Raw genomic sequence first — 25,217 nt, 5'->3', positions numbered from 1 at the left:
TACAATTAATATTGCATCTGCTTACTATTTTTACGACGACTTTATCAACTTTCATAATTTTGTTAAAATTCGAATTTAGAGGATGACAAAATACCACCCTCTAAAATTCAGTTAGTACCTTTAATTAAAATCTCCTAGACCATTGTCCAAACGCGTTAATCCATTCTCCTCCTATAACATTTTCTTTGGAATTTGTAATATCTAGCGCAGCAGTAGATAAAACTTGATTGTCAAACTTAGCAACAGATTTTTTTAATTTAGTTTTGTCTGTTTTTGTTAAAAAAAATTTTTTCATTTTGATTAAATTTTAGATTAATAACTCTAATCGAAGTTTTAATACATTAGATTATTTATTGGTATTGTATTGATAGAGTAACTTTATACAAATTCCTTTTACATTTTATACTATCACCGTTACAGTAACTAATGCGTGAACAATTTTAGGGGTAATTTTTTTTGATAAAAATTAGCAACCCATTTGAAATATTTTTATAAATGTAATAAATTTTTCACAATAAAGTGACATATTATTTATATTTAAATCCATTCTAAATAAATCAGTTTTAAGGATTCCCCTTAAGCCTCCCTTTAGTACTAACATGCACTTGATAGGCAATTATCTTTGTGATTGTAAGCTGAAACTAAATGTTAATAGATTTTATCCTTAATCCATAATATTTTACTTTTCTTCGACTGATTCTCTATTAACTTTCTTTTTTGCGCAACTTTTCCTTTGATAGACAGGGCTATAAAAAACGAATGTTTTTTCCGACTATAAAGAATATGTGTCTGAAAGACAAAATGTGAATAGTGAGCCAAAGGCGATCTCCTCTTATAGGCTTTAACCACTATAAAACAAATGCTTTTTAATACTCATATGTTTATTACATAGCTTTTATGGCCTGTAAAGCCGTTATAGAAAGGTGATAACGAACTTTAGGATGTAGGTCTATCCGTCAATTATGTAGGTGTATCCGTTATTTAACATAATTATTTCCTTAGCTCGGGAAATACTTTGTTATATAAGTAACCTCCCAATTTCTTTATTTCCTTACCTGTAACATTATCAAACCAAATTTTTGATGAAAATATTTTGACTCAATAGACTTTAAAGAGATTCAATGATGCAATTCACGGATAACATACTTTCCAATTTTATCTTCACCATACCAATAAGAAGAAGAAATATAACCACCTTTATTACACAATATATAATCCGCTTTTCTCTTTGGAGTTTTACATCCTTTGAAAGTTACTTTGGTTATAAAAAATTATTGTGTGTTATCATCATAGTTTACAATCTGGACTATCAGAATTTACAAAAACTGCCATAGTAAACCAATCCAAAAATAAAATACTTTTGTATCAAACATTTTAAATAAAAAATGAAAGATTTAAAATTAACAAACAGAACAGGCGCACCCATATCGGATAATCAAAATATATTGACCGCAGGAAAACAGGGTCCGGCATTACTACAAGATATTTGGTTTTTAGAGAAAATGGCGCATTTTGATAGAGAGGTAATTCCAGAACGAAGAATGCACGCCAAAGGTTCTGGAGCGTTTGGTGTATTTAAAGTTACACACGATATTACACAGTACACAAAAGCAAACTTATTCTCCCAAGTCGGAAAGGAAACTCCATTGTTTGTCCGTTTCTCCACTGTAGCTGGAGAACGCGGAGCTGCTGACGCGGAGCGGGATATTAGGGGTTTTGCTATTAAGTTTTATACTGAAGAAGGAATATGGGATTTGGTAGGTAATAATACACCAGTCTTCTTCTTACGCGATCCATTAAAATTTCCTGACTTAAATCATGCGGTAAAAAGAGATCCTCGCACCAATATGAGAAGCCCGGACAACAATTGGGATTTTTGGACATTGCTCCCTGAAGCATTACATCAGGTTACCATTACAATGAGTGATCGTGGTATTCCTAAATCATATCGTCACATGGATGGATTTGGTAGCCATACATTTAGTTTTATAAGTGATGACCAAAAGAGGTATTGGGTGAAGTTCCATTTGAAAACACAACAAGGTATTCAAAACCTCACAAATGAAGAAGCCAATCAAATTATTGCCTCAGATAGAGAAAGCCATCATCGCGACCTATTTGAAAATATTGAGGCTAAGAATTACCCTAAATGGACTATGTTTGTACAAATTATGGAAGAAGAAGCTGCTTATAATTACCATATTAATCCATTTGATTTGACCAAGGTTTGGCCTCATAAAGACTATCCGTTAATTCAAGTTGGTGAACTTATTCTTAATAAAAACCCTGAGAACTATTTTAGTGATGTCGAGCAGGCAGCTTTTAATCCAGCTTCTGTTGTTCCTGGTATCGGCTTTTCACCCGATAAAATGCTACAAGGACGACTATTCTCTTATGGTGATACTCAACGATACCGTTTAGGGGTAAATCATCATCAAATTCCTGTTAATGCTCCCAAATGCCCATACCATTCTTTTCACAGAGACGGAGCAATGCGCATAGATGGGAATTATGGTGCAACCACCTCCTATGAACCAAACAGCTATAAGCAATGGCAGCAACAACCAGATCATAGTGAACCTCCTTTAAAAATTATTGGCGATGCAACACATTGGGACCATCGTGAAGATGATGATTATTTCACCCAACCAGGTAATCTCTTCAGATTAATGTCTTTAGAGCAAAAATCACTTTTATTTAAAAATACCGCTGAAGCGATCAAAGACGCACAACAGTTTATTCAAATACGTCATATCAGAAATTGTCATAAAGCTGATCCTGAATACGCAATTGGAATAGCTAAGGAATTAAATATATCTATGAACATGGTTTGGGAATGAAGAATTGGGATGTCATAATAGCTCTATAATCCGCTGGATCAGTTCTTATTAACGCAATATAAATCATCACACCACTTTTTTACTGTGGGATTTAGTACATAATAAATCGAATCAGCGACGACTTAAAACCTAATTTTGAAGAGTAGTATAGTTGAAAAATTACGTTTTAAATTGATAAAGTACTTGTTTAGAATGAATCCGGACTGATGGATATCAGCTCGGATCATTTTTTAAGCATCAATTCTATTGAACTATAATTTAAACGCTTCCATAGTTGATAAACATGTACAATCAAACAACTTCTGGATGAGAATATGATAATAAAATCAATTAAGTATAAAAGTTTAGAAAAATTAATCTTTGAAGAAGGTAAATAATAAATTATAATAGTATCAATGAATACTATTTAACAAAAAATTTTTTCTTCCAACTGGTGATGGTGTTTCTACTTACTTTAAAATGTTCAGCTAACTGATAGTTGTTAAGTCTATATTTTTTTTGATGATCCAAAATATACCAAATTGTTTCTTGATCATAAGACCTAAATCTACTATTACTTAATTTAATTTCTGAGAAGCTTTCCTTTTCAAATATAATTTTATTTAGCTGAAGAACTTCCCTTGATGTTAATTTAGCTTTTTTCAAGAAAAAAGAGCACTTCTCCTCTTTCTCAGGATATTTAGTTTGTATAATATCCCTATAAATTCTGATATAATTTGGCGATTGTTGTTTTTCCATATTCAATGTTTTCTTAATAATATAATGAATGGATGAAGCTTACTCAAAAATTTTTATATTTACTTAACCACTTAAACAAGGTAGTTTTAGGAATCCTATATTCTTCAATAATTTGCTCTGTATCCATCACTCCATTGTTTAATTGTTCCATAACAAATGATATTAGCTCCTTGGTATAGACGTTTTTTCTAAATGTCGGTAATATGTCGGATTTAGTATTAATGTGTTTATCTCTGGAGGCAGGTGGAGAATACAGAATGAGATGTTGTGTATACAGTCTAAAAAAGTCATATTTTAGTAATTTACACCATTTAAGAAGGGTATCGCTTTCTAAGCTATCCATTTGGCACATTTTTTCGATTTCAGGTTCCTCACAACTAAAAAAATCACAAATACGTGTAATATCAATATCGCACTCTTTTATTCTTTCAGAAATTAAGTAACCCACTTTGATATTTTTTAAATCTATTCGCATTAGTTATATATTTAATAATTTATGTTCATTTTAATTATTACAGCTTATTGGGAGAAAATATACTTCTAATGAAAATTTCATTTACAATACTTATTGAGTTTACACTTTATCTTATTATAAATTTCGTAAAGAATGAGACCTCTTTTAAGAGGTCTCAGATTAGGATATCTCCTACACATTACATCACCAAACATTGATATAAAAAACCACAAAATATATTTAAACTTTTCAACACTTCATTTAATATGAAAAGCCATATTAATTACTGAGAGGAGTTTTTTAAGACAGCCATTAGCATTACATAATGGATGTCTGATGTAAACTTAAAAATGATTTACAAAAAAAGTAACTATGGAAAAAGTATTAAATGTTAATCATAATCTAAATCACAAAATATGGATTACATTTTAAACTTATTGACACAAATTTAATCCAAATTTTATGTTTTAGAAAGGAAAGGACTGTCATTATTCGCGAATACTAACAGCTATACTGATCATTGTAATGCATTTTTAATATCAAATAAAAGGTTGTTAATAAATATTTTACGATTGGTGTGATTGATCATGATTTCTTAATTGCATAATAAATTCAGAAGGTGGAATTTTTCTTATCACATCTTAGTAAATATCTGCTTCCAATAATAAAAGCTAGTCAAAGTAAACGATAGACAAATCATTCCAATTTTAAATATATAAAAATAGGTTGAAAACAATTTAATCTACAAGAAAAATAACTCTTACTTAATGTGGATCAAGCGAATTAAATCATCGATAAAAATGTTTGAAAATACCCTCTTCATGGTCACATGGCAGGATTATTAATTTCTAAAATTCTTTCCCAATCTTACACCAAATGTTTCGATATCTCTTCGGTTATAGTAAGTAATGAGACAACTATCAAGTGGTTGTCTCTTTTTTTATGCATATAAAAATCTATTATCAAATAGTTAAATATTGATTATTTTTAGCTCGATTTTCAACAAGAATTTTGAGCTAATTACGATTAAACTGTCTCAAAAGCGCTACTAGGCTTTAAACCATTATTTATTAAAAGTTCGATATCTCATTAAGATTTATGGGAAAATTTTGAATATTTATTTTCTTAAATTCTTATTTGGGAAAGTAAATTTTGCAATACATTAAAGAAATATTATCCAATAGCAACTCGGTCTATTCTAAAATTGGAAAATGTAAGATATGTACAAAATTATCCCCATAATATACAGGAGATCTCCCATACTTTTAAACTGTTTTCACTTTTTCATATATAATCAATCTAATACCACCCTGAGAATGTTTTGAAAAAAGGTCTGATAAATCAAATGAAAGATTTTATTCTTTAAATAGGCAAGGATTTTCTTTTTGTGGGAGAAGAGTATAAGGTACAAGTCAGTTCTTCGGACTTTTATATCGATCTGCTTTTGCATCATCGAGGACTACAGTGCTTAGTAGCTTTTGAACTTAAAGCAGATAAATTTAAACCGAAACATTTAGGGCAGCTTAATTTTTATGTTAAGCATTTGATCGAGATGTGAAAAAAGGACATGAGAATCCAAATATAGGAATTTTGTTGTGTAAAGATAAAAATAATGAGGTTGTTGAATATGCTTTAAGTAGAAGCCTTTCACCAACGATGGTTTCAGAATATAAAACTCAACTTCCAGATAAAAAAATACTTCAAAAATTACATGAATTATTTGGAGATTAATTCCGGAAAATAATATTATCATGTATTATGAAATATTAGATTGTATTATACATTATAATTTTTAGCTTTGTGAAATCTCTAAATATACTAGAGAATAAATACTTAAAAAGAAGTTCTCAAGAACTATTCCTTAGATAATAACTTTTTGGATGAACAATGGAGTCCAATTGAAGGCTTTAGGATGATGTATAATTCCTTAAATGGAGACTTTGGTGTCTTTTTTTAAAAAAGTGCAATCTGATTTATTTTACAGATAATAAACTTTATATAATAAAATACTATAAAATCATAATTTTAAATTAAAATTTCATAGTGTTTTTTGACTAACATTTAAATTATCAATTATTTATTTTTTTAATCATTTCAATGTTTAATTCGTAAAAAAATACATAAATTGCAAGCATACTAAAAAAGATGTATTATGATTAGAATTAAATTTACTATTAAATTTTTATTTTTATCCTCTCTCGCCTGTTTTGGTTCTCTTTCTGCCCAAGAATATGAGCGGATTATAGGAGGGTATATGAATTCTGCAAAAGGACCTTTACAGAAAGTGAGCTCGGAACTGAAAGCTTTTCAGATTATCAATGTTGATCCATCTAAAAGTTTGAAAGGTGATGTGGTAGGGATACAACAGACTCTTAATGGAATTCCTGTTTTCGGTAGTTCAGCAAATGTTTTAGTTCGTGGAAATGAAGTTTTAAGCTTTGCAGACACCTTCATCAAAGATTATCCTACCAGTATTAAGGGTAAAGAAAATGCCAATAAAGATCTCATGATCGATGAGGTAGTAAAAAAAGTTAATAAGAACGCTTCTAAGGATAGTAAGGCATTACAAAATCCTATTAAAGCAACAACCGTTTACTACTTAAAAGCAGGTATTTTACAATTAGGATACCAGTTCTTTATTGAAGAAAAAGGAACAAGTAATGTGTGGAATGTGATTATAAGTACTGAAGATGGTTCTATTTTGTATAAGGAAAATACAACTGTTTCGTGTGATTTTCATTCTGATGCTTATGAGCATTTACCTTTAGAGATATCTCAAACAAATGAAACAGCGCAATCTTATTCGCTTCCGGCAAATCTGAAAAAGACAGCTGCTAATTTTATTTTTGTGCCAGATGATGCCTCTTATAAGGTGCTTGCATTTCCTGTTGAAGGACCTACATTTGGAAACAGAACTCTGGTGTCTAATCCCTGGGATCTAACAGCCTCTCCAGAGGGATGGCATTCTGATGGAACGAATCATTACACCATAACAAGAGGAAATAACACCTATACATATACGGACGAGAATAATACAAACACTCCTCAGTTTTCTCCGGATGGAGGTGCATCAAGAGTATTTGATTTCCCGATGGATATTACTTTGCCTCCACAAAATTATACCTCTGCAGCAGTAACCAATCTGTTTTATACAACCAATAAAATGCATGATGTGTTTTATAAGTTTGGCTTTACAGAATCTGCCCGAAATTTTCAGATGAATAATTTTACTAATGGAGGTACTGGAAATGATCCGGTTTTTGCTGAAGCTAGAGATGGAGGAGCTTATAATAATGCAAATTTTAACCCGGCAGTAGAAGGAACAAGTGGTAGAATGCAGATGTATCTTTTTGAACCAAAAGACATGCAGAATCTTTTTTATAATGCACCGGGAAACTACACAACAAGAATACCGAAAAGTACTACCGCTGCTTTTGGACCAGCACTTGAGGGGAATCCTCCGGTAACGGGTGATCTGGCTTTGCCAATTCCAGCAAATGCGTGTAATGCTATTTCGGCAGGAACCCTGGCTGGGAAAATTGCCGTAACTACTGCAGGAGGTTGTGCGTTTGCACTTAAAACAAAAAATCTTCAGACAGCCGGAGCTATTGGTGTTATTCAATACCATCCAAACAGTGATACACCAGTCGGTTTAGGAGGATCTGATGCTTCAATTACAATACCTACTATTATGATTGGAAAATCAGAAGGCGAATTTTTGGTTAATCAATTAACAGCTGGGACTACAGTAAATGCAACGCTGAAATATGATAAGCAGAATTATATTTATAAAGACGGAAGTCTTGATAATGGTGTAGTTGCTCATGAATATGGACATGGTATCTCTAATCGATTGACTGGTACTGGAAGCAGCTGTTTATCATGGATCGATGATAATGAGCAGATGGGAGAAGGGTGGTCTGATTTTTTTGCTTTAATGGTAACCAACAGGCCTGGAGATAATGCCTCTATACCAAGAGGAATGGGTACTTTTACGAAAGGAGAGCAAATCAATGGAGCTGGTATACGACCTGCAAAATATTCACCTGATTTTAGCATTAATAATTTTACTTATGCCAAGACTAACGGGATGAAGGTTAATGATGTACTGGGCGGTGTCTATCCGGTTACAAGACCAGATGTTCACAGTATCGGTTTCATTTGGGCTACAATGTTATGGGATCTAAATTGGAAGTATGTGGAGAAATATGGTTATAACAGTAATGTATTGGCTGATCCTAATAGTGGAAGTGCAAAAGTATTACAATTGGTTATGGACGCTCTTAAACTACAGCCATGTAACCCAAGTTTTATACAGGGAAGAGATGCTATATTGGCTGCTGACCAGGCAACAACAGGAGGAGTTGATAAATGTATGATCTGGAAAACGTTTGCAAAAAGAGGATTGGGAGTCAATGCAAGTCCTGGTGGATTGAATGGCCTCTATATGGGTTTCAATAATCCTGCAGCTGAGCTTAATGATCAGGTTGAAGATTTTACCATTCCAACTGAATGTAACACGCTAGATACAAAAGAAACGATTACTGCTAACAACAGTGGAATCTCGATCTATCCAAATCCTGTCAAAGATGAATTTAGCATAAAAGTACCTTCAAACACAGACCTATCTGGAATTACGACGGTAGCGATTTATGATCTTACCGGAAAATTAGTTAATACAGAATATATTAACCTTAACCAGCAACAGAAGGTTAATGTTTCCAAATTAATCAATGGGTCCTATATGGTTAAGATTACAAATAAAGCAATTAATTTCAGTCAGAAAATTATTGTATCAAAATAATACAATGTAATAATTCGATCGGAGGAGTCTTAGGATCTATATTCTAAGGCTTTTCTTTTTTAACCTTCTCCACTACATTATAGAAGTTTGATCCTGGCAAGCACATTATCTGTGATTTCAGGGATAGGAGTTATTTTTTTGAATAAAGTAAATCCCGATAACGAATAATCTAATCTCTAATTACTTTCTATAGAAAAATACGTGTGCCAGGCATCAGAATCAATTTGAGGCATGTAAAATATTATGTTGATTTACAATAAATAGGGTTTATAAGTTCGTCTAATTCCGGTTCTGTATCAGTTGGTAACAATACTAATCTGTAGATTCCTTCAAATTATTTTATTCTAAATATTAATATTCGAAAACGGTAAGCCAGTTAGAGTTTTAATTTATATAACTAAAATTTAGCAAATACTTTTGTATTTTTTGCATCTAGTACTGTAGTTTCGCATCTTCTTTTGTGATTGACAATTTGACTTTTTACGACTCTCTAAGTGGGTTAAGTTCAATTATTTATTGGCTTCTGAAGAAATACGCACTTAGCTATCCATGTGATTTTACAGATACATTTGCTTTGTTGATAAAACCGGTTGCCGGAGGACCCTATGTTAATGTTGCAATTCTTCCTGGGTGTAGGCCCGGTAAGTGTAAGTAAATTAAGACCAGCAACCCGGAATGATGATACCCCCATTACTTTGCGGAGTGATCAATCCAAGATATTTTGAAGGATATAATACTAGTTCTCCGACTGTAACAAATTACAACGGAAGAACCATTCCCTTAATGGCAATAGCCAATGTAACACCAGGTGTTGCATATCATTTAAATTGGTTTTGTCAGATTACAAAGATGGTAGGCTGGATTCAGCAGTTTTTCTGCAGGGCGGATCCTTTAACATCGGGGTCTATATTGCTAACTATTTTACCTAAAATAATTGATATATGTAACAATCCACAACAAACAGATTTTAAAAGCGCAGATGACAGCTCCTGGTATGACTTTCCAATGGTATAAAGGTGGAATCATTATACCCAAGGCTACTAGTGATCAGTATGTAGCAATTTAGCCGGGAGTTTATGATGTTCAAGTTTCCATACTGGGAAATCAATGTCTGGGCCCAGCAACTATTACCATTGCAGGATATGCTATTACTTCTACCCTTCAGTAGCGATAATTTGTCCAGGAGATCAAATTACTTTGGATGCAGGATAGATTTCACACCTTATTCAAAGGAATCTAAGAAAAATACAAGTGTGGCTTGACCATTAAGTTATATGATAATTTTAAGATTCAGTAATAATAAACTGTGAGCTAGTAATTTTGAAGAAAACGTTTTGTTCACCAATACCACAATAATTATAAAATGTATCTGTTAGGTCTTTTACAAATGAGCTTTTGGTATTATTGAATACGGTTATTGGTTCTTTTTAAGTATCAGTTGATAACTTAGTAATAAACTAAGAGATTAAGCAGTCTAGTTATCTAATTTTCATAACAATCCCCTAAAAATATAATACAAATACACACACAAATTGCTAAAAAATTAATTAATAAAAGGAAACCCTTTAAAAACAATTTTTTAAATTTTAGTTTTCATTATAACTCTTTAAAAAATTGAAACTACATTTAAAGTATTAGTCAATAGTAGTAAGATTAAAAAATCACTAAAAGATGTAACAGAAACAACTAAATACATATTCATAATTTTTTTAAACAATCAGCTATTATTAATTAAAATAAATCTTACATTATAGATTACAATAATTTCATTATTGCCCACTTAAACTCAAAACATAACACTACTCTAAAAAATCATCTATTATTGAATATAAAACTAGAATGAAAAACAACTTTTGTATCACACATAAATATCATATCAAGCAAAATAAATCCAATTATATGAGCTACATATCGTTCATTACAAGCATAGTAAAATATTTTTCTTTGCCTCTTAAAACACAACTAAAGAAACCCAATATTTAATTATATCTTAAAAGAGATTACAATAAAAAAGTACCCCATAAAGAGGTACTTAAACACTAGAATGAAAAAAACTCAATTTAATGAAAACTCAAAAAAACTGTTTAATTTTTTAGATGATATCACCATCTTACTCATAACAATTTATTATTATACAAATTATTATTCTTGATTCTATAATAAGGCGAAGTAAATATAACAGCGATTATAACACACTGATCATTTTTGGGTCAAATACCAACTATCTTCTTTGGTGTTAAAGCAATAATCATCTTATTTACCAAAGTTTTAATAACAAGATAAATATTTATCACTATTTCCTTATGCATTCTAATAGCTATTAACCTTTCAAAGAATACTCTTTACTTTAACCTGTAAAGTCATTTCAAATTTACTTAAATTCATTAGCATTCATATATTCACAAATATCACATAAATATCTCATGTGACTTAAATACAGTTTTGTATTCAAAAACAGTATTTATTATAGTTACATCATATAGCTGCACTAATATTTTTACTTTCTACCTAAAAACTTCTAAGAAAACCTTTTGGAGCCAAATAAAGTAGAAAGCTAAGAAAATATCGATTCATTTTTTGATTCGTATATTTGATAAGCAAATTAAGTATTATGCATATTTAGCACAATATCTTTCATGTATAATATCAGCGTGTACGAAATCCGAGACGAAATAAAATAGTATCCAATTTTGCTTATATCAATTCAGATTTGCTGTAGTTTTGTTAGAAAATGTGTTACATCTCTTGATATTGTCTTATGATCTGTTAATACTCAACCGAGCAGTATTATAAACCATGATTCAGAACGATTAAAAGTTACTAGTACTGATGTATGCTTTTTAATGTTCTTTAAAAAACTATTAAACAACTAATTATATAATAAATCCTTATCAATATTTGGCTTCAGTCTATGCTAAGAATTGTCTGCTATTTCAATATAATTTATAATATAAATCGTCATTTGTTAATTTCTCTAACTAACCTAAATCCCCACATATTGGACCGGATAAGCCATGAATAATACGCTGATCTGTAAGATGTACGAATATTTTGAGGCATATATGCCCATGCTCCACCCCGCAATACGGGGAATTGAGAGATTCCCGATGTACGAGGCAGTTCATTATATGGACCTGTATTATAGGAATCTTCCCAAGCATCAGCAACAAATTCTCTTGCGTTCCCTGTAACATCATATAATCCCCAATTATTGGGTTTATAACTACCTACGCTTGTAGTATAAGGAGCTCCATCATTACAATTTACTTTAATAAATTGATAACCTGTTACTGCATCGGTTGATTCATCATAAACTGCTGCATAACTACAGGCATCAGTTAAATTATCCCCCCAAAAGAAAGCACTATTGGTTCCTGCTTTTGCTGCATACTCCCATTCTGCTTCAGTTGGTAATCTGTATCTAGCTCCAGTTTTTGATGAAAGCCAAGCTGCATAATCTTCAGCATCCTTACGTGTTACGCAAGTAACGGGAAAATCTCCCTTTTGCGGAAAACCAGGATTTCGCCAAGATAAATTTTCTCTGTACATAGGAAATTCAGGATCATTAATCTGAGGTTGGCCAGTAAATCCTAGCGCTCCTTTAGCTTCTTTACGATTAGTATCTCGTACAAATTCAGCATATTGATCTACAGTCACTTCAGTTTTTGATATTGCGAAAGACTTGCCAATTTTCACTTGATGTCTAGGACTTTCCCAAGCAACACGATAAGGATCTACATTAAGTGCCTGATGTTCTTCCTGGCTACCTCCAATTAAAAAACTTCCTGTCGGCAATACTACCATCTCTGTACAATAAAACCTGCTACAATCTTTAATTACATCAAAAGGCTGAAATACTTTTGTATCCTTTACAGGCAGTAGCTGGATAATCTTATTTGAACCATAAGAATATGACTGAAGCATATCTAATTGAGCACCCCACAAAGACATATCTGCTCTAAGATATTTATTTGATAATTGTGGAAAACTATTATTTTCAAAATTTGGGCACTGAACCAACATTGCTTTCGCTTGATTACTAAGCTGGGTTAAATTTTCAATATAGTCAGCATTACATTCATCTTTTTTTAATAAAGAAAGTGCTTTATTGGCCTTATTGTAAATTTCTTTATAAATTGCATCACAATAATTTTTAGGCCATTTTTTTAAATCGGATGCATCATTAAAAGTTTTTCTTAATTCTTTGATTACTGATTCAAATTCAGGATTTCTATTACTACATTTATTTTGATCCTCACTTTGAGAACAAGAATATACAATAAGTGTTATTGTAAAAAATATTACTTTTTTAGTCATATATAACATTTTAAAGAATTATTTCATTTAAAGGTTTAACATTTATTTATTGACATATGGTTGAGGTAAAAGAAAAAAATGCAAACATATATTTTTAAAATTATTTAAATCATATCTTTAAATAAACCAAGTTCCATTGTTTTCATCACTCACATTATGTATCATATATATGAATTACTTCCAGAGAATTAAATTTCATTTGTTATAGCCGGCAGCTTTTCTAATTGATATCTGTAAGTAGTTCCTGCTCGCTAGCTGCAAAGTAATAATGGTAGCTTTATTTAATGATCTTTTCAATTTCACTATTTTATCAAATTTGTAAACAAAATTAAATCGTTGTAGCTAAAAAAAAATTAAGAAATCTTAAGATTATCTACATTTAAAGAATCTCAATAGTGTATGCGCTTTTAATTCAAAACGATCGAAGATACGCCTGTCATGCGATAAAAAGTACCAATTGTAATTTTTTGATACTAAATATAGCAATTCCAATATAATTTTAGCTTCCATATCATTTACCTGAACCCCATTTTTAGCCAGAATAATCTTCCTTGTAAATTCCTTTGACTTCGGTATTGTTGTATTTACAATACTTTAGAAATCTATCCTCTTGCTCTGGTAAGAAGTAACCTTTCCTTTTTTTTTCGTATGTACTTACACGGACGTATAAATAGGCTTTTTTCATTTTAATTCATTATTGATCAGATTAAAGTTAGAAACAAAAACATTAAAGGTAACAATGAAAAGAAATTTCTCTAAGCCTATCCGAATATCCCTCTTCTTTTGAGTGTTCGAAGGAAAATGCCATATCACAACATAAGTATCCTAACAAAAAATAAATATAAATCCATTACGGTTTCCCGTAGTTTAACTTGAAAAAAAAATAAATATTATTGCTAGAAAAAATTTTTACGCTGTTGACTTATTTATTAACTTGTTTAAAACTAATAAAATGAAATTTCAATTGTATAAAACATTCAACTCTGAGATTAAATAATTTCTATCATTATCAACAAACTTTATTTGTTGACTAAGAAGTATATTCTAAAAAACATGAAATTTACTTTCACTGCCAAGAGTTTAAATTTTCTTAGATCATCCTAAAATCTAACAACTATAGAAACCAAAAACTAATAATGCCTAATCAACCTTTACCACATACCGCAATACCAACATGGAGCGGATTCATTTATCAAGGTAGAGTCGCACTCTATCATGTATTAAAGCAACTTAATACCAAAACAGAAAATGAAATAAATGAGTTGGTACTCCAAATAGATTCCATAGAAGATTTTACCATACTAAAGTTGATTGCTAATGGAGGACATGCCCCTATTTCTATGCATCAAGTTAAGGCTGTTAAAAGCAACGCGTATACAACTTATAGGGATGATTTTACACAATTAGAAAATAAATGGACAGCTATCGGATTACAAACTGTTGAAGCTTTTTTTCATCTTGCAACTCAAAATGAAAAAGCTAAAGTACAAATCGAAGTTTTGCATCCTAACATGAAAATTTATGAATATGAAAATAATGCCGAATCATGTTCTTTAAATGATATTGATATAAAAATTAAAGAGCAAATAGTCTTAGCACTTCAAAAGTATAATATTGTGGGCCATAATAATCCAGATACAGTTCAATTATTAAGCGAAATATTAGAAAAAACAATATCTGATAAGGTAATATACATTCACGCACTAAATCATGGTGGAACCGCCATAAGAAATGCTGCGTATGACAATCCTATTCCTCTACAAAATTTTTTAGATGCTATAAGAACCGATATAGCTTCACTTGTTCAAGATGAAGTTTATTTTGAAGGCAAGATTAGAAATAATCTTAATCGGTATTATCAGGAGTTCTGCTTAGATTGTGAAGATGATCAATTAAGTCCCGAATTAAAAACCAAGATGGATAAATATTCGATACTTTTCAATTCTTACGACACTATCGCCTTCAAAGAATTTCTACAAAATATAAGACCTCATAAGAGTGTTTCCTATGAGAACTTACAGCAATATACGGACTTAAGCCTCAATGAAGATGAAATGAAAGATTCTTTCTATCAAATACTATTGACCATTAAAGAGTCAAATGGAGTTGATGGAATTGGTTGGTTTTGTTCTGAAAGCAAACAATATTTCCCAACTTCAATAAACTATTCCAATTCCGAATCAAGTAAGAAAAAAGTAAGTGAGCGGATAATTAAAACTGCTCTAAACAAAATGGTAGACGTTCCTTTTAATTCTGATTACTTAATCACTTCAGAATGCAACGTTGACAACATAGAAGCTTATGCAAACAACATCAGTCATGTCAACCATGTTGATACTGGCGAAGCTGAAAGTGAAATAAAAATCACTCAATGGAAAAAAGTCAGCTTAATTGATTTAGAAACAGCAAAAAACAAATTAAATGATTGATCTAATAAATAGCATATTTCAAGCTGCAGAGCTCGAAGAAAAACCTAATACAAATTTCAAAACCTATGTTTTGAAAGAGCGAAAAAACTATTGGGTTATTGTCCAGTACGATGGCGATAACATCAATAATGTATTAAACGACCAAATAGAGCTATTTGTAAAAACGAAAGAACTCGTACAAGAATCGGCTTTTGACAAAAATGCTAACCTGTTAATATTGAATAGGGTTCCAAAATTAGAAGATGTTAAATTTGACAACCTGCTACAAATTGAAGAGAATCCATACCACTTCAAGAAAAATATCTTGTACTACACTGATGAAGAGTTAAAAAATCTAAATTTTGCCATCGGTGATTCAAATGCACTTACTGCCATTGAAGCACTTATTTTGAAAGACGAAATATTTGAACAGCACAAAAAGAATTTTGATGCTAACTCGTTTGAGTCATTGATTTATCGAATAGCTATTAAAATACCTTTTATTAAAATAGGAATCACTCAAACAAATAATCTTAAATCCCTTGAAGAAATAAATAAAAGATCTATTGGAAACAATCCACTTAATGAAATTTTAGAGCAAGATTTTTTTATGCTCAATGATGAAGATTTTAGTGCAATGACCAATGAAATTATTCTTGAAAAATTAAAAGCAATATTACCAAATGAAGATCAGCAAAATTAGCATCCAGAATTTTAAGGTATTCGAAAATACAACAATAAATTTTAATTCTTCTGATATTATTGTGTTTGATGGACCAAACGGTTTCGGAAAAACAACTATTTATGATGCAATAGAAGTAGTTTTTACTGGAAGAATAAGAAGATATGAAGACCTTAAGTCCAAACTGATTGACGGAAGACAAGTTTTTTCTGAAAATCCATTTCAACATTCAAATGGGATAGGCAAAGACATTTTGATCACAATTGAGCTAATTAAAAATGACCAAACCTACATATTGGAGCGGTTTGCAGATGTAGCAAATATAGAGCCCTACATAGATTTTTCTGTTTATAAGTTGTTTACAAAAGATGATTTTTTATCTGAGAATAGGACTTCTGTAGATGATGAAAACTTATTTTTAACAAATCTATTAGGCAAAAATTACAAATCTAATTTCCAGTTTTTAAACTATGTAGAACAAGAAGAATCTTTATTCTTGCTTAAACATGATGATAAAAAAAGAAAGAGCCATATTGGTCACTTATTTGATTTAAATGAATTTGAACAAAAAATCAAACGAATTGATAACCTAAAAAGGAGATTTGACGCAATTTTCGCACATGAAAATGAAAGATTTGGAATCCTTGAGCAGGAAGTGAATCAAATAAAAGTCAATATCATTGCAGATGAAACTCCTATTTCTTTTGTTAAATTATTAGACAAAAAAGATTTATTTTGGGATCAGGAGGAAATCGATTCATCAACATTCGACTATTCAGAGATTATAGGCACTGACGGAGTTCTTGACCGTTTAAAGGTATTTATCGAACGAAAAATCCTATTCAATCAGTATCGAAAAAATAGAGCTGTTGACTATCTTTTGGTAAATGAAAATCTTGTAAATAGCTTTTTCAAATTTCATAATTTTTTATCTGAAAAAGATGAGATTAGAGAGATAAAAGCTAAAGTGACAGGTATGCAAAACACCATTCAGAAACTGGAATCTCTTAATCATAATGCAGTGGAAGAATCAATAGACTTGAATTTGTATGATTTCATTCCAAGTGATTTAAAAACTACTTTTTCTTCAACTCAGCAGGCACTAATATCTAGTCATAAAGAACTCTCTGGACTAGATAAAATTTATTCAGACATTTTTAAATCTAGAAATGACTTAATTGAGGAACTTACAGAACTAAGAGAAGCTGGAGTTTCTAGTGGCGAATGTATTTTATGTGGATATGACTGGAAAAACATTGAAGCATTCCTTCTTCAAATCGAAAATAAATCTGAACAAATAAAGGAGATCAACTCTGATAAAAGCAATCGTCTTCAGGAAACATTCACAAAATTTAAATATGAAACAATTAAACAAATAATAGAACTGATAAATACTCATATTATTTCTATTAATTATAATGAAAAATTTGCTACACAGTTACTTAATTTGGAAGACAATTATTTTAAGGATTTGATAAAAGTTCTTACTATTCTTGAAATTGATTATTCAAAATATCTAAGTAGCGAACAGATACTAGATGTATCTGACAAATTAGAACTATTCAAAAGCGAAATCTCCATTCTAAAAGACACAAGTAATGCAGAATTAGTAGAAACGTATTTTTTAGAATATTTTCGAGAATATTTCAACAATGAAGATAGTCAATTTGATTCTGTGACTGTTGAACAAATTGAAGTGAAGAAAAAATACTTATCTCACAAATTATCATTAAGTCAAAATCAAATTTTACAGAGTAAGTCGGCACAATTATTAGAAGTGACAAAAAAGAGAGACACAGCAAGAGAAGTTTCTCAAAAATTGAATAAATTAAAAGGAACATATAACTCATCCTTAAAATCTTATCAGAAAAAAATAATAAAAGACATAGAAACAGTATTCCATATCTATTCAGGCAGGATTATGCAATCTTTTCAAGGTGGAATAGGTCTATTTATCTTTTCCGAAAAAGAAGGGATACGTTTCCAAACTGGATCAAAAAAGACCTATGATGCTGTCTTTACTATGAGCTCTGGACAATTGTCAGCATTAATTATTTCTTTCACTCTAGCACTTCACAAAAAGTATTCTCAAAATAAATTAATTTTGATAGACGATCCTGTTCAAACCATGGATGAATTAAATCTTTATGGGTTTATTGATTTACTAAGAAATGAATTCTATGATAATCAAGTTATTATGTCTACTCACGAAGACATGATGTCAGCATTTATGAGGTATAAATTCAAAAATTACAATCTATCAGAACAACGTATTAATTTAAAGGAACTAGCAACAGGATAATTGCTACAATAAAAGATCTTAATATATCTTCACCATGAAAGAAATCGATCTCTATTCCGAAGCAAAACCGCGCTATTATCAGCTAATACCAAATCGGGAGGATGGGCTGATACTTCTTGCATTATATCAAAAATACCAAAAGCAGGAATTTATGGAAGACCAAATCATACAAATCATCAATAAAGTACTTAGCGACCTGCGAGGAACCAACATAAGAGACGAAGGCAATCGAAACAACAACATCATCCTACGCTTGCAAGAATTTCTTCTGTGGCGTGATAGGAAAAGAAAAGTATATGGCTTTAAAAACTATGGAGAAGAATTTTGCCGGAAAGTCTTTACACGACTGTCTGAAAGCTATCATCCTGCCAAAATAGAACGCCTATTCAAAAACCTGCTAGACACCCTAAAAATAAGTCTTGAAAAAAATCCTCCGAAATGCTGTTCTGGATGAGCGACTATTTCAACAGCCGAAGTACCGAATTGGCCCAGCAAATTGAAATCCTAGACCAGCAGGTAAGCGAATCAGTAGACGATTTCCGTTTTCAGATCAAACAACCACAGGCCAACATCTTGCAAGTAATCGAAACCATCAGCACAGGTTTAGACCACATCAAAAAGCACGTACACGAACTGACCACTGGATTTCAGATCACTTACGACATAGATGACATTGTATAGGACATGCTCAAGGACGCCGCAAACTTTGAGCTTCTCGACAGCATTAACCTTGTACTAAAATACAACGAAAACGTACGCAATCATTTAGACCAGGTAAGCACACGTATTGACAAAATAAAGCCCCGCATACGGGAATTTATCTTCGAATTTAACCAACGGGAACTCGATAGAAAAACAGACGATTTTCTCCATTATCTGCTAGACAGTGCCACCTATGTCCGAGAGAACAACCAGCCCAAAAGATTAATTTTTCCCGAAGAAATTGAATCCTTTAGCATCAGGATTCCAGAATCCGTGCCACGTTTCTATATCTTGACTGAAAGAGACTTTGCCAGAAAAGCGCCTCTACCCCCTGCTGTAAGATCAAGAGATGTAGAACAGACTAAGGAAATGATGGCCAAAAACATAGAAAAGCTTGAAATAAAAAAGCATACGATATTCGGCAACAGAGGCTCTAAACCATATAGACAGAGAAGGAAAACTCCATTTTTCGCTCTTCTTTTTCAACATCCTCAACCACGAACAGCACAACTTGAACATAGCTGTAAGAACAGCTCAAAGGCTGGTAAAACAATGCAATAGCTGGCAATATGAAATTACGGTAGACCAAAACGAATATTACGATCCAAACTATCAAAATCTTTCACTATGGAATATGACGATACTGAAAAAGACCTAAACGAACGTTATGCGTTTATGTAAGACAAATCAGCTAAAAACACATTCGCTAAGTTAGATTATCTTCTAAAATCGGGAATGCACATACAACGGGACTTTCCAAAACCTGCTTCGATGTATGCTTTTGGATAAGCATTACCGAAGCCTAAAGGCCTACTATGACGATTTTTTTGAAATGCTTCTCAAGAAAGAAGGTGAAGGATGGTCCACCTACTTCTATATAGACTTTCATGAAGGCTCAAGAGGTAAAATCCCCACCGACAACCAATACCGATCGTACCTCAAATCGGAATACATCCTTATTGGCCTTATCTTTTTCAAAATCTATAAGCTGGACGGCAATATCGAGTTGCCTAAAATATCCGATTTCATCAACCTGCTCTATCAGGAATACGATGAACTCCTCAACAAGATGCAGCGTGTCGTATCAACCATTGAAATTAAAGCAGGATTAGACCTGAACGAAGAGAAACTAAAAAATATGGTATATAAAGCCTTTGCCGAATTTGAACAGCTGGGCTGGATTGCCAGAGATACAAATGACAGCGACTACTTTACCTACCAACCCTCGTTCGAAAGACTAAGGAGAATATATTACCCGCAGATAGAAACAATCGATGAAATCATAAAACGAAAAGAACATGGCTAAATTTCAACCCAAGATCTACAGTTTATCAACCCTCAACATCAGGCAGCATTTTAACAGCGACTACCGTTTCAATGACTTCCGTACCGATTTTAGTGGAGAAAGCGGTAGTGGTAAGAGTCTTATTGCCGACTTTATCCAAATGCTTTTAGTGGGCTCCCGTGTATTTAAATCGGGAACAGACGGCGTAAGCAATAGAGATACAAGTGGTCTTGTCCTAAAAAATGGAGGTGGCAAATACGGGCGTGGCTATATTTTCATCAACATCGAAATACAATACCGTAAGTACATCACCTTGGGTGGCTATCTGGACACCACCAGTACTCAGATGCAATTTTTTATCATACAGGCTGGCTACGATTTTGAAGAAACACTCCTGCCCATGAATGAGCCAATATTTTACAAAGACCTGCTACTCGATGGACAAATCGAAACGCTGGAAAATCTGGAAAAAAGATTTTTGGGAAAAGGCTACCTGAAAGGAGTAAACAATAAAAAATACCACCATCTACTTTTTAACAACGGTATACTCGCCGTAGACCTAAGCCAAAACCACCAAAGTCTGAAAAGCTATGCGGCAATTATACGAGCCTTCTCCAGAGAAAAGGGCTTCTTTACTGATTCAGACGCTCTCAAAACATTCCTATTTGGAGACAGCGACCACAAACAGCTTGTTGACAAATACCGAGAAGAAGTACAAAACATTAATGTAGACCAGCAGCAACACCACCACCTACTGGAAGAAATAGCCACCATAAGAAGCAAAGAACAGAAAATAGAACACGTATTACGTGATTTCAATACCTGCAGTCAACTGAAAAAACAATTCAGTCTGGAAAACATCTGCTTCTGGTATCAAGAAAATGAACTTATTGCTGAAAAACTTGTACAATCCACACAAGACTACCAAACAAACCAGATTAAAAGGCTTTTGATCAAAAAGAAATTGTCCAATGTCAAAATAACTGATGTCAAAGACCAACATAAAACCCATTCCAAATTAAAAAACAATAACAAAAATTCAGAGCGGGAAAAAGAAAAATTTGAAATAGAATGGCAAAAAGCCAAAAACCTGCTCGATGAAAGCGCCAAATACAAAGACAATATAGACAAAGTAAACAGCTGGTTTACCGAAGATCGACAAGATGCAGATGCCATCAGACAATGGCATAAGGATAAACGCTCTAAGGTAACAGATACAGATAACCTAAAAGCATTTGAACAATTTCTTATAGAAAACAAACTGAAGCAGCAATTTGAACAATCAGATCGGTACAATGACTATGCAACCGCAGGAAAAATGACATCGCAAAAATTGAAGGATTTTGAAGAAACCATCAGCAAGCTGGAAACACAACTTGTTTTTTCGGATTTGGACAATCCAGCATCACTGGCCCATTGGGCAATAGAACACCTCGATTTGCCCCTTACGACTGAGCAAGAAAGCCTACTCATCCATTTACAATACCTATCGCGAACAACACCCAATTCGCCAAAAGAACGCTACCTCCCCTTTCCCGAAAAACTATTCAAAGAACCGCTTACTTTCAAAGCAAACGACAATGGATTTTGGCTGGAATTAAACGGCATCCACGAATTTATAACCAATGTACCCAAACAACATCTCAGCGTACCTCCTGACCAGATCACACTCGGTAGAGAGCCAAGATGCCGAACAACATCTAACAAAATATAAAAACCTTAATGACGCCCATGATAAGGCTTTTGCCAAGTATAACCACAGCCATCAGCTGAACAAGGACAATCGGGAAAAAATTGACCAGATTGAAAGCTATATGACCAAACAATATGGTTCAATCGACTTTGACCATTTGACAAAGACAGGAGAAAGCCAGCTTCTCCATTTTGAGACAGATTTAGAAAATATTCGAACTGCCGAAAGAATAGCACTTCTAAAAATTCATAGAATAGAAGATGACTTGTTTAAATCCAATCCGCCCATCAATACGCTTTACGAAATGCATAACGCTATTGATACGGAACACACAGGAGCTAAAACACGATTTGAACAATACCAAAACAACCACAATGTGAGTATTTTAAAACTCAATGAAGCAAAAATAAAATTTGCAAGAGAGCACCGACGTGATTTTATTGCCGAGCAGGATTTGATCAAAATAGAACAGCAGCCAGCAGAAACACCGAGCACGGATGCCTACAGCAAGTTCAAAGCCACCTACGCCGCCGCGTCAGAAGAAATAGAAGACAAGACTATTTTAAAAGACTATTCAGTAGGTGTACTGGCCAACAAACTGTTACCTACCGTTTTCCCTACGCAACAGATACAAGAAGAACTTATTGGCGAACAGATTGAAAAGAGACTTATCGAACTCACGAGCGATTTGCAGCGCATTGGTTCCAGAAAAATAGAAATTCTACACAACACTTTTAAAGAATTAACTACAATTTATAACGGATTTCTGACCAAGGTCCAGAAAATAAGCGACTACCTGTCAAAAAATAAGATTACAGGAGCTAATTATGCAACATTACAACATACACCAGCTGCTGGATATCCAGACGATTGGATGAAAGTTTTCAGAAAACGGCTCACCAACGAAATGCAGGAGACAGGCCTGTTTGCAACAAATAACAAACAAGACATTGACGACATCATGATTAGTGTATTCCGCGAAGCAAACGGAACAAGAGAAGCCACCATAAACGATCTGCTCAACCCACGCTCTTATTTTGATCTCCTTTTTGAAATCAGGCAAGATGGGTAAAAAAATTCGGGAAGCAATGGGCAAACCTATACAGCCAATGCACTGCTTTGCCTCGCCAGACTATCGCTCATTGAAGGCGAAGATCACACCGGAATACGAATTATGCCGATTGATGAAGCAGAAGGCTTGGGAAGCAATTACGAAATATTACATAAACTAGCAAAAAAAGAACAGTACCAAATCGTTACTATGTCAATCGAAACTGCAGGTGATATTAATGACGAAGGACAATATATCTATATCATGCACGACAATAAAGATGCTAATGGCTTGACCTATGTACCACCATTAGGTATCTTTCACAGAGGACAATTAACAGAACACATCAATGAAATCTTTGAAGAAACTACATAGTAAGGATTTTACATGGCCCGTATTAAAAGCGCTGAATGATTTGTATGAAAAAAAGAAAACAACAGCAAAAATTCAGCAAGTAGACTATATCCGTTACTTAATGGCACAAACAGAACTTATTGCTCAAAAAAAGGCAATAGCAATATTCTGGTTGCAGGGGATGGTTATAATGAATATTACGAAGCCAATTTTCAATCTGCTTATCAATAGTGAAGGCAGGGAAGTAATTTCTTTTTTTGCCTTTAAAGGATGGTGGGCAAATGATTTAGAGAGTTTTAATTTACAAACACCATCCCGCAAATTTATTGAGATAATAGAGGATGCAGAATTGTTTGCAATCTCCAAGATGACTTTGAACAGATGTTTATAGATATTCCAAAATTTGAACGTTATTGGCGGATTGTTGGCGTCAACAGCTATCTGGCTCATATCAAAAGGATAGAGGAATTTCAGGAGCTTCCTGCAAACAGTCGATATGAAAAACTAATCAAACAATTCCCTGATATAGAAAACCGAATAAAGCAAAAACACATTGCTTCCTATTTAGGGATTGCACCGGAATCATTAAGCGCTATCAAAAAACTTCTAAAAAATTGATTTCTTAAGATTTCTTATTGGTACTGTTTTTCAGTTGATCTAATTTTGAATCATTGTTAACGGGGATTTGCTTAATCCTTATAAATTAAATACGATGAATAGATTATTAGACAAAGTCGCCATTATCACTGGAGCAGCCAGTGGAATGGGTGCTGTAGAGGCAAAGATGCTTGCAAAGGAAGGGGCTACGGTTTTTCTAACTGATATCCATGAAGAAAACCTGAAGACAGTTACCAATGAAATTAATGCTTCAGGAGGTCATGCCTACTATAAGGTACATGATGTAAGTAATGAAGAACAATGGAATTCCGTAGTAGAAGAAGTCATCCGAGTCGCTGGAAAAATTGATATTCTAGTCAATAATGCTGCTATCTTGGGTGACCTGAGTTCTCCTATGGAAGAGAGAACCGTTGAAGAATTTAATAAGGTTCTCCATATAAATCTCACAAGCCATTTCATCGGAATGAAATCAGTGGTTCCATTGATGAAAAAAGCCAAGGGAGGATCTATTGTTAATATTTCTTCGATCGGTGGAATTGTAGGATCTGCTGGCGGTACGGCTTATACCGCTTCCAAAGGAGGGGCCAGACTGTTATCAAAAGGAGCCGCTATTGAATTGGCGCCTTTTAATATTCGTGTCAATTCTCTGCATCCTGGGTTTGTGGATACCGAGATGAATAAAAATATGCCCAACTACGAAGATTTCAAACGTATGGCTATTGATGGAACACCATTAAACAGAGGAGGAAAAGAAGAGGAAATTGCTTACGGTGTTATTTTCCTGGCTTCTGATGAATCTTCCTTTATGACAGGGACTGAATTGATTATTGATGGCGGAAATACTGCTGTATAATAATTCTTGTCCCGATATCATTTGTCAAACAGGTAAATTACAATCCTAAATTTATTATTGGTTCATATAAAATTGCTTCAAAATAGGAGGCTACAGAATGGTCGTATAACAAAAAT

Annotated in this window: 20 protein-coding genes and 1 pseudogene; 17 read left to right on the top strand and 4 right to left on the bottom strand. The window is 32.9% G+C overall.

Going from position 1 to position 25,217, the window contains the following annotated elements; translation table 11 throughout:
• Positions 1-124 precede the first annotated feature (124 nt).
• A complete protein-coding gene (locus PFY10_19435) occupies positions 125-295 on the bottom strand; it encodes a hypothetical protein (GenBank protein ID WBV56363.1) in 171 nt (56 codons plus the stop codon).
• A gap of 1,090 nt (positions 296-1,385) precedes the next feature.
• On the opposite strand from PFY10_19435, the gene PFY10_19430 reads away from it, so the two are divergent.
• Positions 1,386-2,840, top strand: a complete 1,455-nt coding sequence (locus PFY10_19430) for a catalase (protein WBV56362.1) — start codon at positions 1,386-1,388, stop codon at positions 2,838-2,840.
• A 402-nt stretch (positions 2,841-3,242) separates the two neighbouring features.
• Here PFY10_19430 and PFY10_19425 read toward each other — a convergent pair whose 3' ends face one another.
• Both PFY10_19425 and PFY10_19420 read right to left on the bottom strand, forming a co-directional pair.
• Positions 3,243-3,578 (bottom strand): helix-turn-helix domain-containing protein, encoded by a 336-nt coding sequence (locus PFY10_19425; protein ID WBV56361.1) that lies wholly within the window; start codon positions 3,576-3,578, stop codon positions 3,243-3,245.
• A gap of 43 nt (positions 3,579-3,621) precedes the next feature.
• Positions 3,622-4,053, bottom strand: coding sequence for a transposase (locus tag PFY10_19420; protein WBV56360.1), 432 nt, complete (start codon positions 4,051-4,053; stop codon positions 3,622-3,624).
• 1,366 nt (positions 4,054-5,419) lie between these two features.
• Here PFY10_19420 and PFY10_19415 point away from each other — a divergent pair.
• From PFY10_19415 to PFY10_19405, 3 genes and pseudogenes are all read left to right on the top strand, one after another.
• Positions 5,420-5,763, top strand: a pseudogene (locus PFY10_19415) (PDDEXK nuclease domain-containing protein).
• 421 nt (positions 5,764-6,184) lie between these two features.
• Positions 6,185-8,836: a T9SS-dependent M36 family metallopeptidase gene (locus PFY10_19410; protein WBV56359.1), complete on the top strand. Its 2,652-nt coding sequence runs from the start codon at positions 6,185-6,187 to the stop codon at positions 8,834-8,836.
• A gap of 678 nt (positions 8,837-9,514) precedes the next feature.
• Positions 9,515-9,850: a hypothetical protein gene (locus PFY10_19405; protein ID WBV56358.1), complete on the top strand. Its 336-nt coding sequence runs from the start codon at positions 9,515-9,517 to the stop codon at positions 9,848-9,850.
• A gap of 1,944 nt (positions 9,851-11,794) precedes the next feature.
• Here the strand turns inward: PFY10_19405 and PFY10_19400 are convergent.
• A complete protein-coding gene (locus PFY10_19400; protein ID WBV56357.1) occupies positions 11,795-13,153 on the bottom strand; it encodes a formylglycine-generating enzyme family protein in 1,359 nt (452 codons plus the stop codon).
• Positions 13,154-14,289: 1,136 nt separating this feature from the next.
• Between PFY10_19400 and PFY10_19395 the strand changes: the two genes are divergently transcribed.
• The 13 genes from PFY10_19395 (at position 14,290) to PFY10_19335 (ending at position 25,101) form a co-directional block, all read left to right on the top strand.
• Complete coding sequence (locus PFY10_19395) at positions 14,290-15,582, top strand: hypothetical protein (protein ID WBV56356.1); 1,293 nt, start codon at positions 14,290-14,292, stop codon at positions 15,580-15,582.
• Complete coding sequence (locus tag PFY10_19390) at positions 15,575-16,264, top strand: hypothetical protein (GenBank protein ID WBV56355.1); 690 nt, start codon at positions 15,575-15,577, stop codon at positions 16,262-16,264. The genes PFY10_19395 and PFY10_19390 overlap by 8 nt, the downstream gene beginning before the upstream one ends.
• Entirely contained in the window at positions 16,245-18,545 is a 2,301-nt protein-coding gene (locus PFY10_19385) for an AAA family ATPase (protein WBV56354.1), read from the top strand. The genes PFY10_19390 and PFY10_19385 overlap by 20 nt, the downstream gene beginning before the upstream one ends.
• 34 nt (positions 18,546-18,579) lie before the next feature.
• Positions 18,580-18,999: a hypothetical protein gene (locus tag PFY10_19380; protein WBV56353.1), complete on the top strand. Its 420-nt coding sequence runs from the start codon at positions 18,580-18,582 to the stop codon at positions 18,997-18,999.
• Positions 18,996-19,226, top strand: coding sequence for a hypothetical protein (locus PFY10_19375; protein WBV56352.1), 231 nt, complete (start codon positions 18,996-18,998; stop codon positions 19,224-19,226). Before PFY10_19380 ends, PFY10_19375 begins: the two co-directional genes overlap by 4 nt.
• Positions 19,227-19,229: 3 nt before the next feature.
• Complete coding sequence (locus PFY10_19370; GenBank protein WBV56351.1) at positions 19,230-19,808, top strand: hypothetical protein; 579 nt, start codon at positions 19,230-19,232, stop codon at positions 19,806-19,808.
• Positions 19,809-20,022: 214 nt separating this feature from the next.
• Positions 20,023-20,553, top strand: a complete 531-nt coding sequence (locus PFY10_19365; protein ID WBV56350.1) for a hypothetical protein — start codon at positions 20,023-20,025, stop codon at positions 20,551-20,553.
• Positions 20,546-22,246 (top strand): hypothetical protein, encoded by a 1,701-nt coding sequence (locus PFY10_19360; protein ID WBV56349.1) that lies wholly within the window; start codon positions 20,546-20,548, stop codon positions 22,244-22,246. The genes PFY10_19365 and PFY10_19360 overlap by 8 nt, the downstream gene beginning before the upstream one ends.
• Positions 22,158-23,297: a hypothetical protein gene (locus tag PFY10_19355; protein WBV56348.1), complete on the top strand. Its 1,140-nt coding sequence runs from the start codon at positions 22,158-22,160 to the stop codon at positions 23,295-23,297. Before PFY10_19360 ends, PFY10_19355 begins: the two co-directional genes overlap by 89 nt.
• 189 nt (positions 23,298-23,486) lie before the next feature.
• The gene (locus tag PFY10_19350; protein ID WBV56347.1) at positions 23,487-23,651 is read left to right on the top strand and encodes a hypothetical protein; all 165 of its coding nucleotides are present in this window, start codon (positions 23,487-23,489) and stop codon (positions 23,649-23,651) included.
• Positions 23,626-24,021: a hypothetical protein gene (locus PFY10_19345; protein ID WBV56346.1), complete on the top strand. Its 396-nt coding sequence runs from the start codon at positions 23,626-23,628 to the stop codon at positions 24,019-24,021. The genes PFY10_19350 and PFY10_19345 overlap by 26 nt, the downstream gene beginning before the upstream one ends.
• Positions 24,012-24,248, top strand: a complete 237-nt coding sequence (locus PFY10_19340; GenBank protein ID WBV56345.1) for a hypothetical protein — start codon at positions 24,012-24,014, stop codon at positions 24,246-24,248. The genes PFY10_19345 and PFY10_19340 overlap by 10 nt, the downstream gene beginning before the upstream one ends.
• Positions 24,249-24,342: 94 nt before the next feature.
• Positions 24,343-25,101: a glucose 1-dehydrogenase gene (locus PFY10_19335; protein ID WBV56344.1), complete on the top strand. Its 759-nt coding sequence runs from the start codon at positions 24,343-24,345 to the stop codon at positions 25,099-25,101.
• Positions 25,102-25,217 lie beyond the last annotated feature (116 nt).

The organism is Chryseobacterium daecheongense (assembly GCA_027920525.1).
Classification (GTDB): Bacteria; Bacteroidota; Bacteroidia; order Flavobacteriales; family Weeksellaceae; genus Chryseobacterium; species Chryseobacterium proteolyticum.
This window is presented reverse-complemented; position numbering and strand designations above follow the sequence as displayed.

Bases quoted from the DNA above. Each gene is read 5' to 3' on its own strand.
- PFY10_19435 (WBV56363.1), bottom strand. From the start codon at position 295: ATGAAAAAATTTTTTTTAACAAAAACAGACAAAACTAAATTAAAAAAA.
- PFY10_19430 (WBV56362.1), top strand. From the start codon at position 1,386: ATGAAAGATTTAAAATTAACAAACAGAACAGGCGCACCCATATCGGAT.
- PFY10_19425 (WBV56361.1), bottom strand. From the start codon at position 3,578: ATGGAAAAACAACAATCGCCAAATTATATCAGAATTTATAGGGATATT.
- PFY10_19420 (WBV56360.1), bottom strand. From the start codon at position 4,053: ATGCGAATAGATTTAAAAAATATCAAAGTGGGTTACTTAATTTCTGAA.
- PFY10_19410 (WBV56359.1), top strand. From the start codon at position 6,185: ATGATTAGAATTAAATTTACTATTAAATTTTTATTTTTATCCTCTCTC.
- PFY10_19405 (WBV56358.1), top strand. From the start codon at position 9,515: ATGATACCCCCATTACTTTGCGGAGTGATCAATCCAAGATATTTTGAA.
- PFY10_19400 (WBV56357.1), bottom strand. From the start codon at position 13,153: ATGACTAAAAAAGTAATATTTTTTACAATAACACTTATTGTATATTCT.
- PFY10_19395 (WBV56356.1), top strand. From the start codon at position 14,290: ATGCCTAATCAACCTTTACCACATACCGCAATACCAACATGGAGCGGA.
- PFY10_19390 (WBV56355.1), top strand. From the start codon at position 15,575: ATGATTGATCTAATAAATAGCATATTTCAAGCTGCAGAGCTCGAAGAA.
- PFY10_19385 (WBV56354.1), top strand. From the start codon at position 16,245: ATGAAGATCAGCAAAATTAGCATCCAGAATTTTAAGGTATTCGAAAAT.
- PFY10_19380 (WBV56353.1), top strand. From the start codon at position 18,580: ATGAAAGAAATCGATCTCTATTCCGAAGCAAAACCGCGCTATTATCAG.
- PFY10_19375 (WBV56352.1), top strand. From the start codon at position 18,996: ATGAGCGACTATTTCAACAGCCGAAGTACCGAATTGGCCCAGCAAATT.
- PFY10_19370 (WBV56351.1), top strand. From the start codon at position 19,230: ATGCTCAAGGACGCCGCAAACTTTGAGCTTCTCGACAGCATTAACCTT.
- PFY10_19365 (WBV56350.1), top strand. From the start codon at position 20,023: ATGCTTTTGGATAAGCATTACCGAAGCCTAAAGGCCTACTATGACGAT.
- PFY10_19360 (WBV56349.1), top strand. From the start codon at position 20,546: ATGGCTAAATTTCAACCCAAGATCTACAGTTTATCAACCCTCAACATC.
- PFY10_19355 (WBV56348.1), top strand. From the start codon at position 22,158: ATGTACCCAAACAACATCTCAGCGTACCTCCTGACCAGATCACACTCG.
- PFY10_19350 (WBV56347.1), top strand. From the start codon at position 23,487: ATGTCAATCGAAACTGCAGGTGATATTAATGACGAAGGACAATATATC.
- PFY10_19345 (WBV56346.1), top strand. From the start codon at position 23,626: ATGAAATCTTTGAAGAAACTACATAGTAAGGATTTTACATGGCCCGTA.
- PFY10_19340 (WBV56345.1), top strand. From the start codon at position 24,012: ATGTTTATAGATATTCCAAAATTTGAACGTTATTGGCGGATTGTTGGC.
- PFY10_19335 (WBV56344.1), top strand. From the start codon at position 24,343: ATGAATAGATTATTAGACAAAGTCGCCATTATCACTGGAGCAGCCAGT.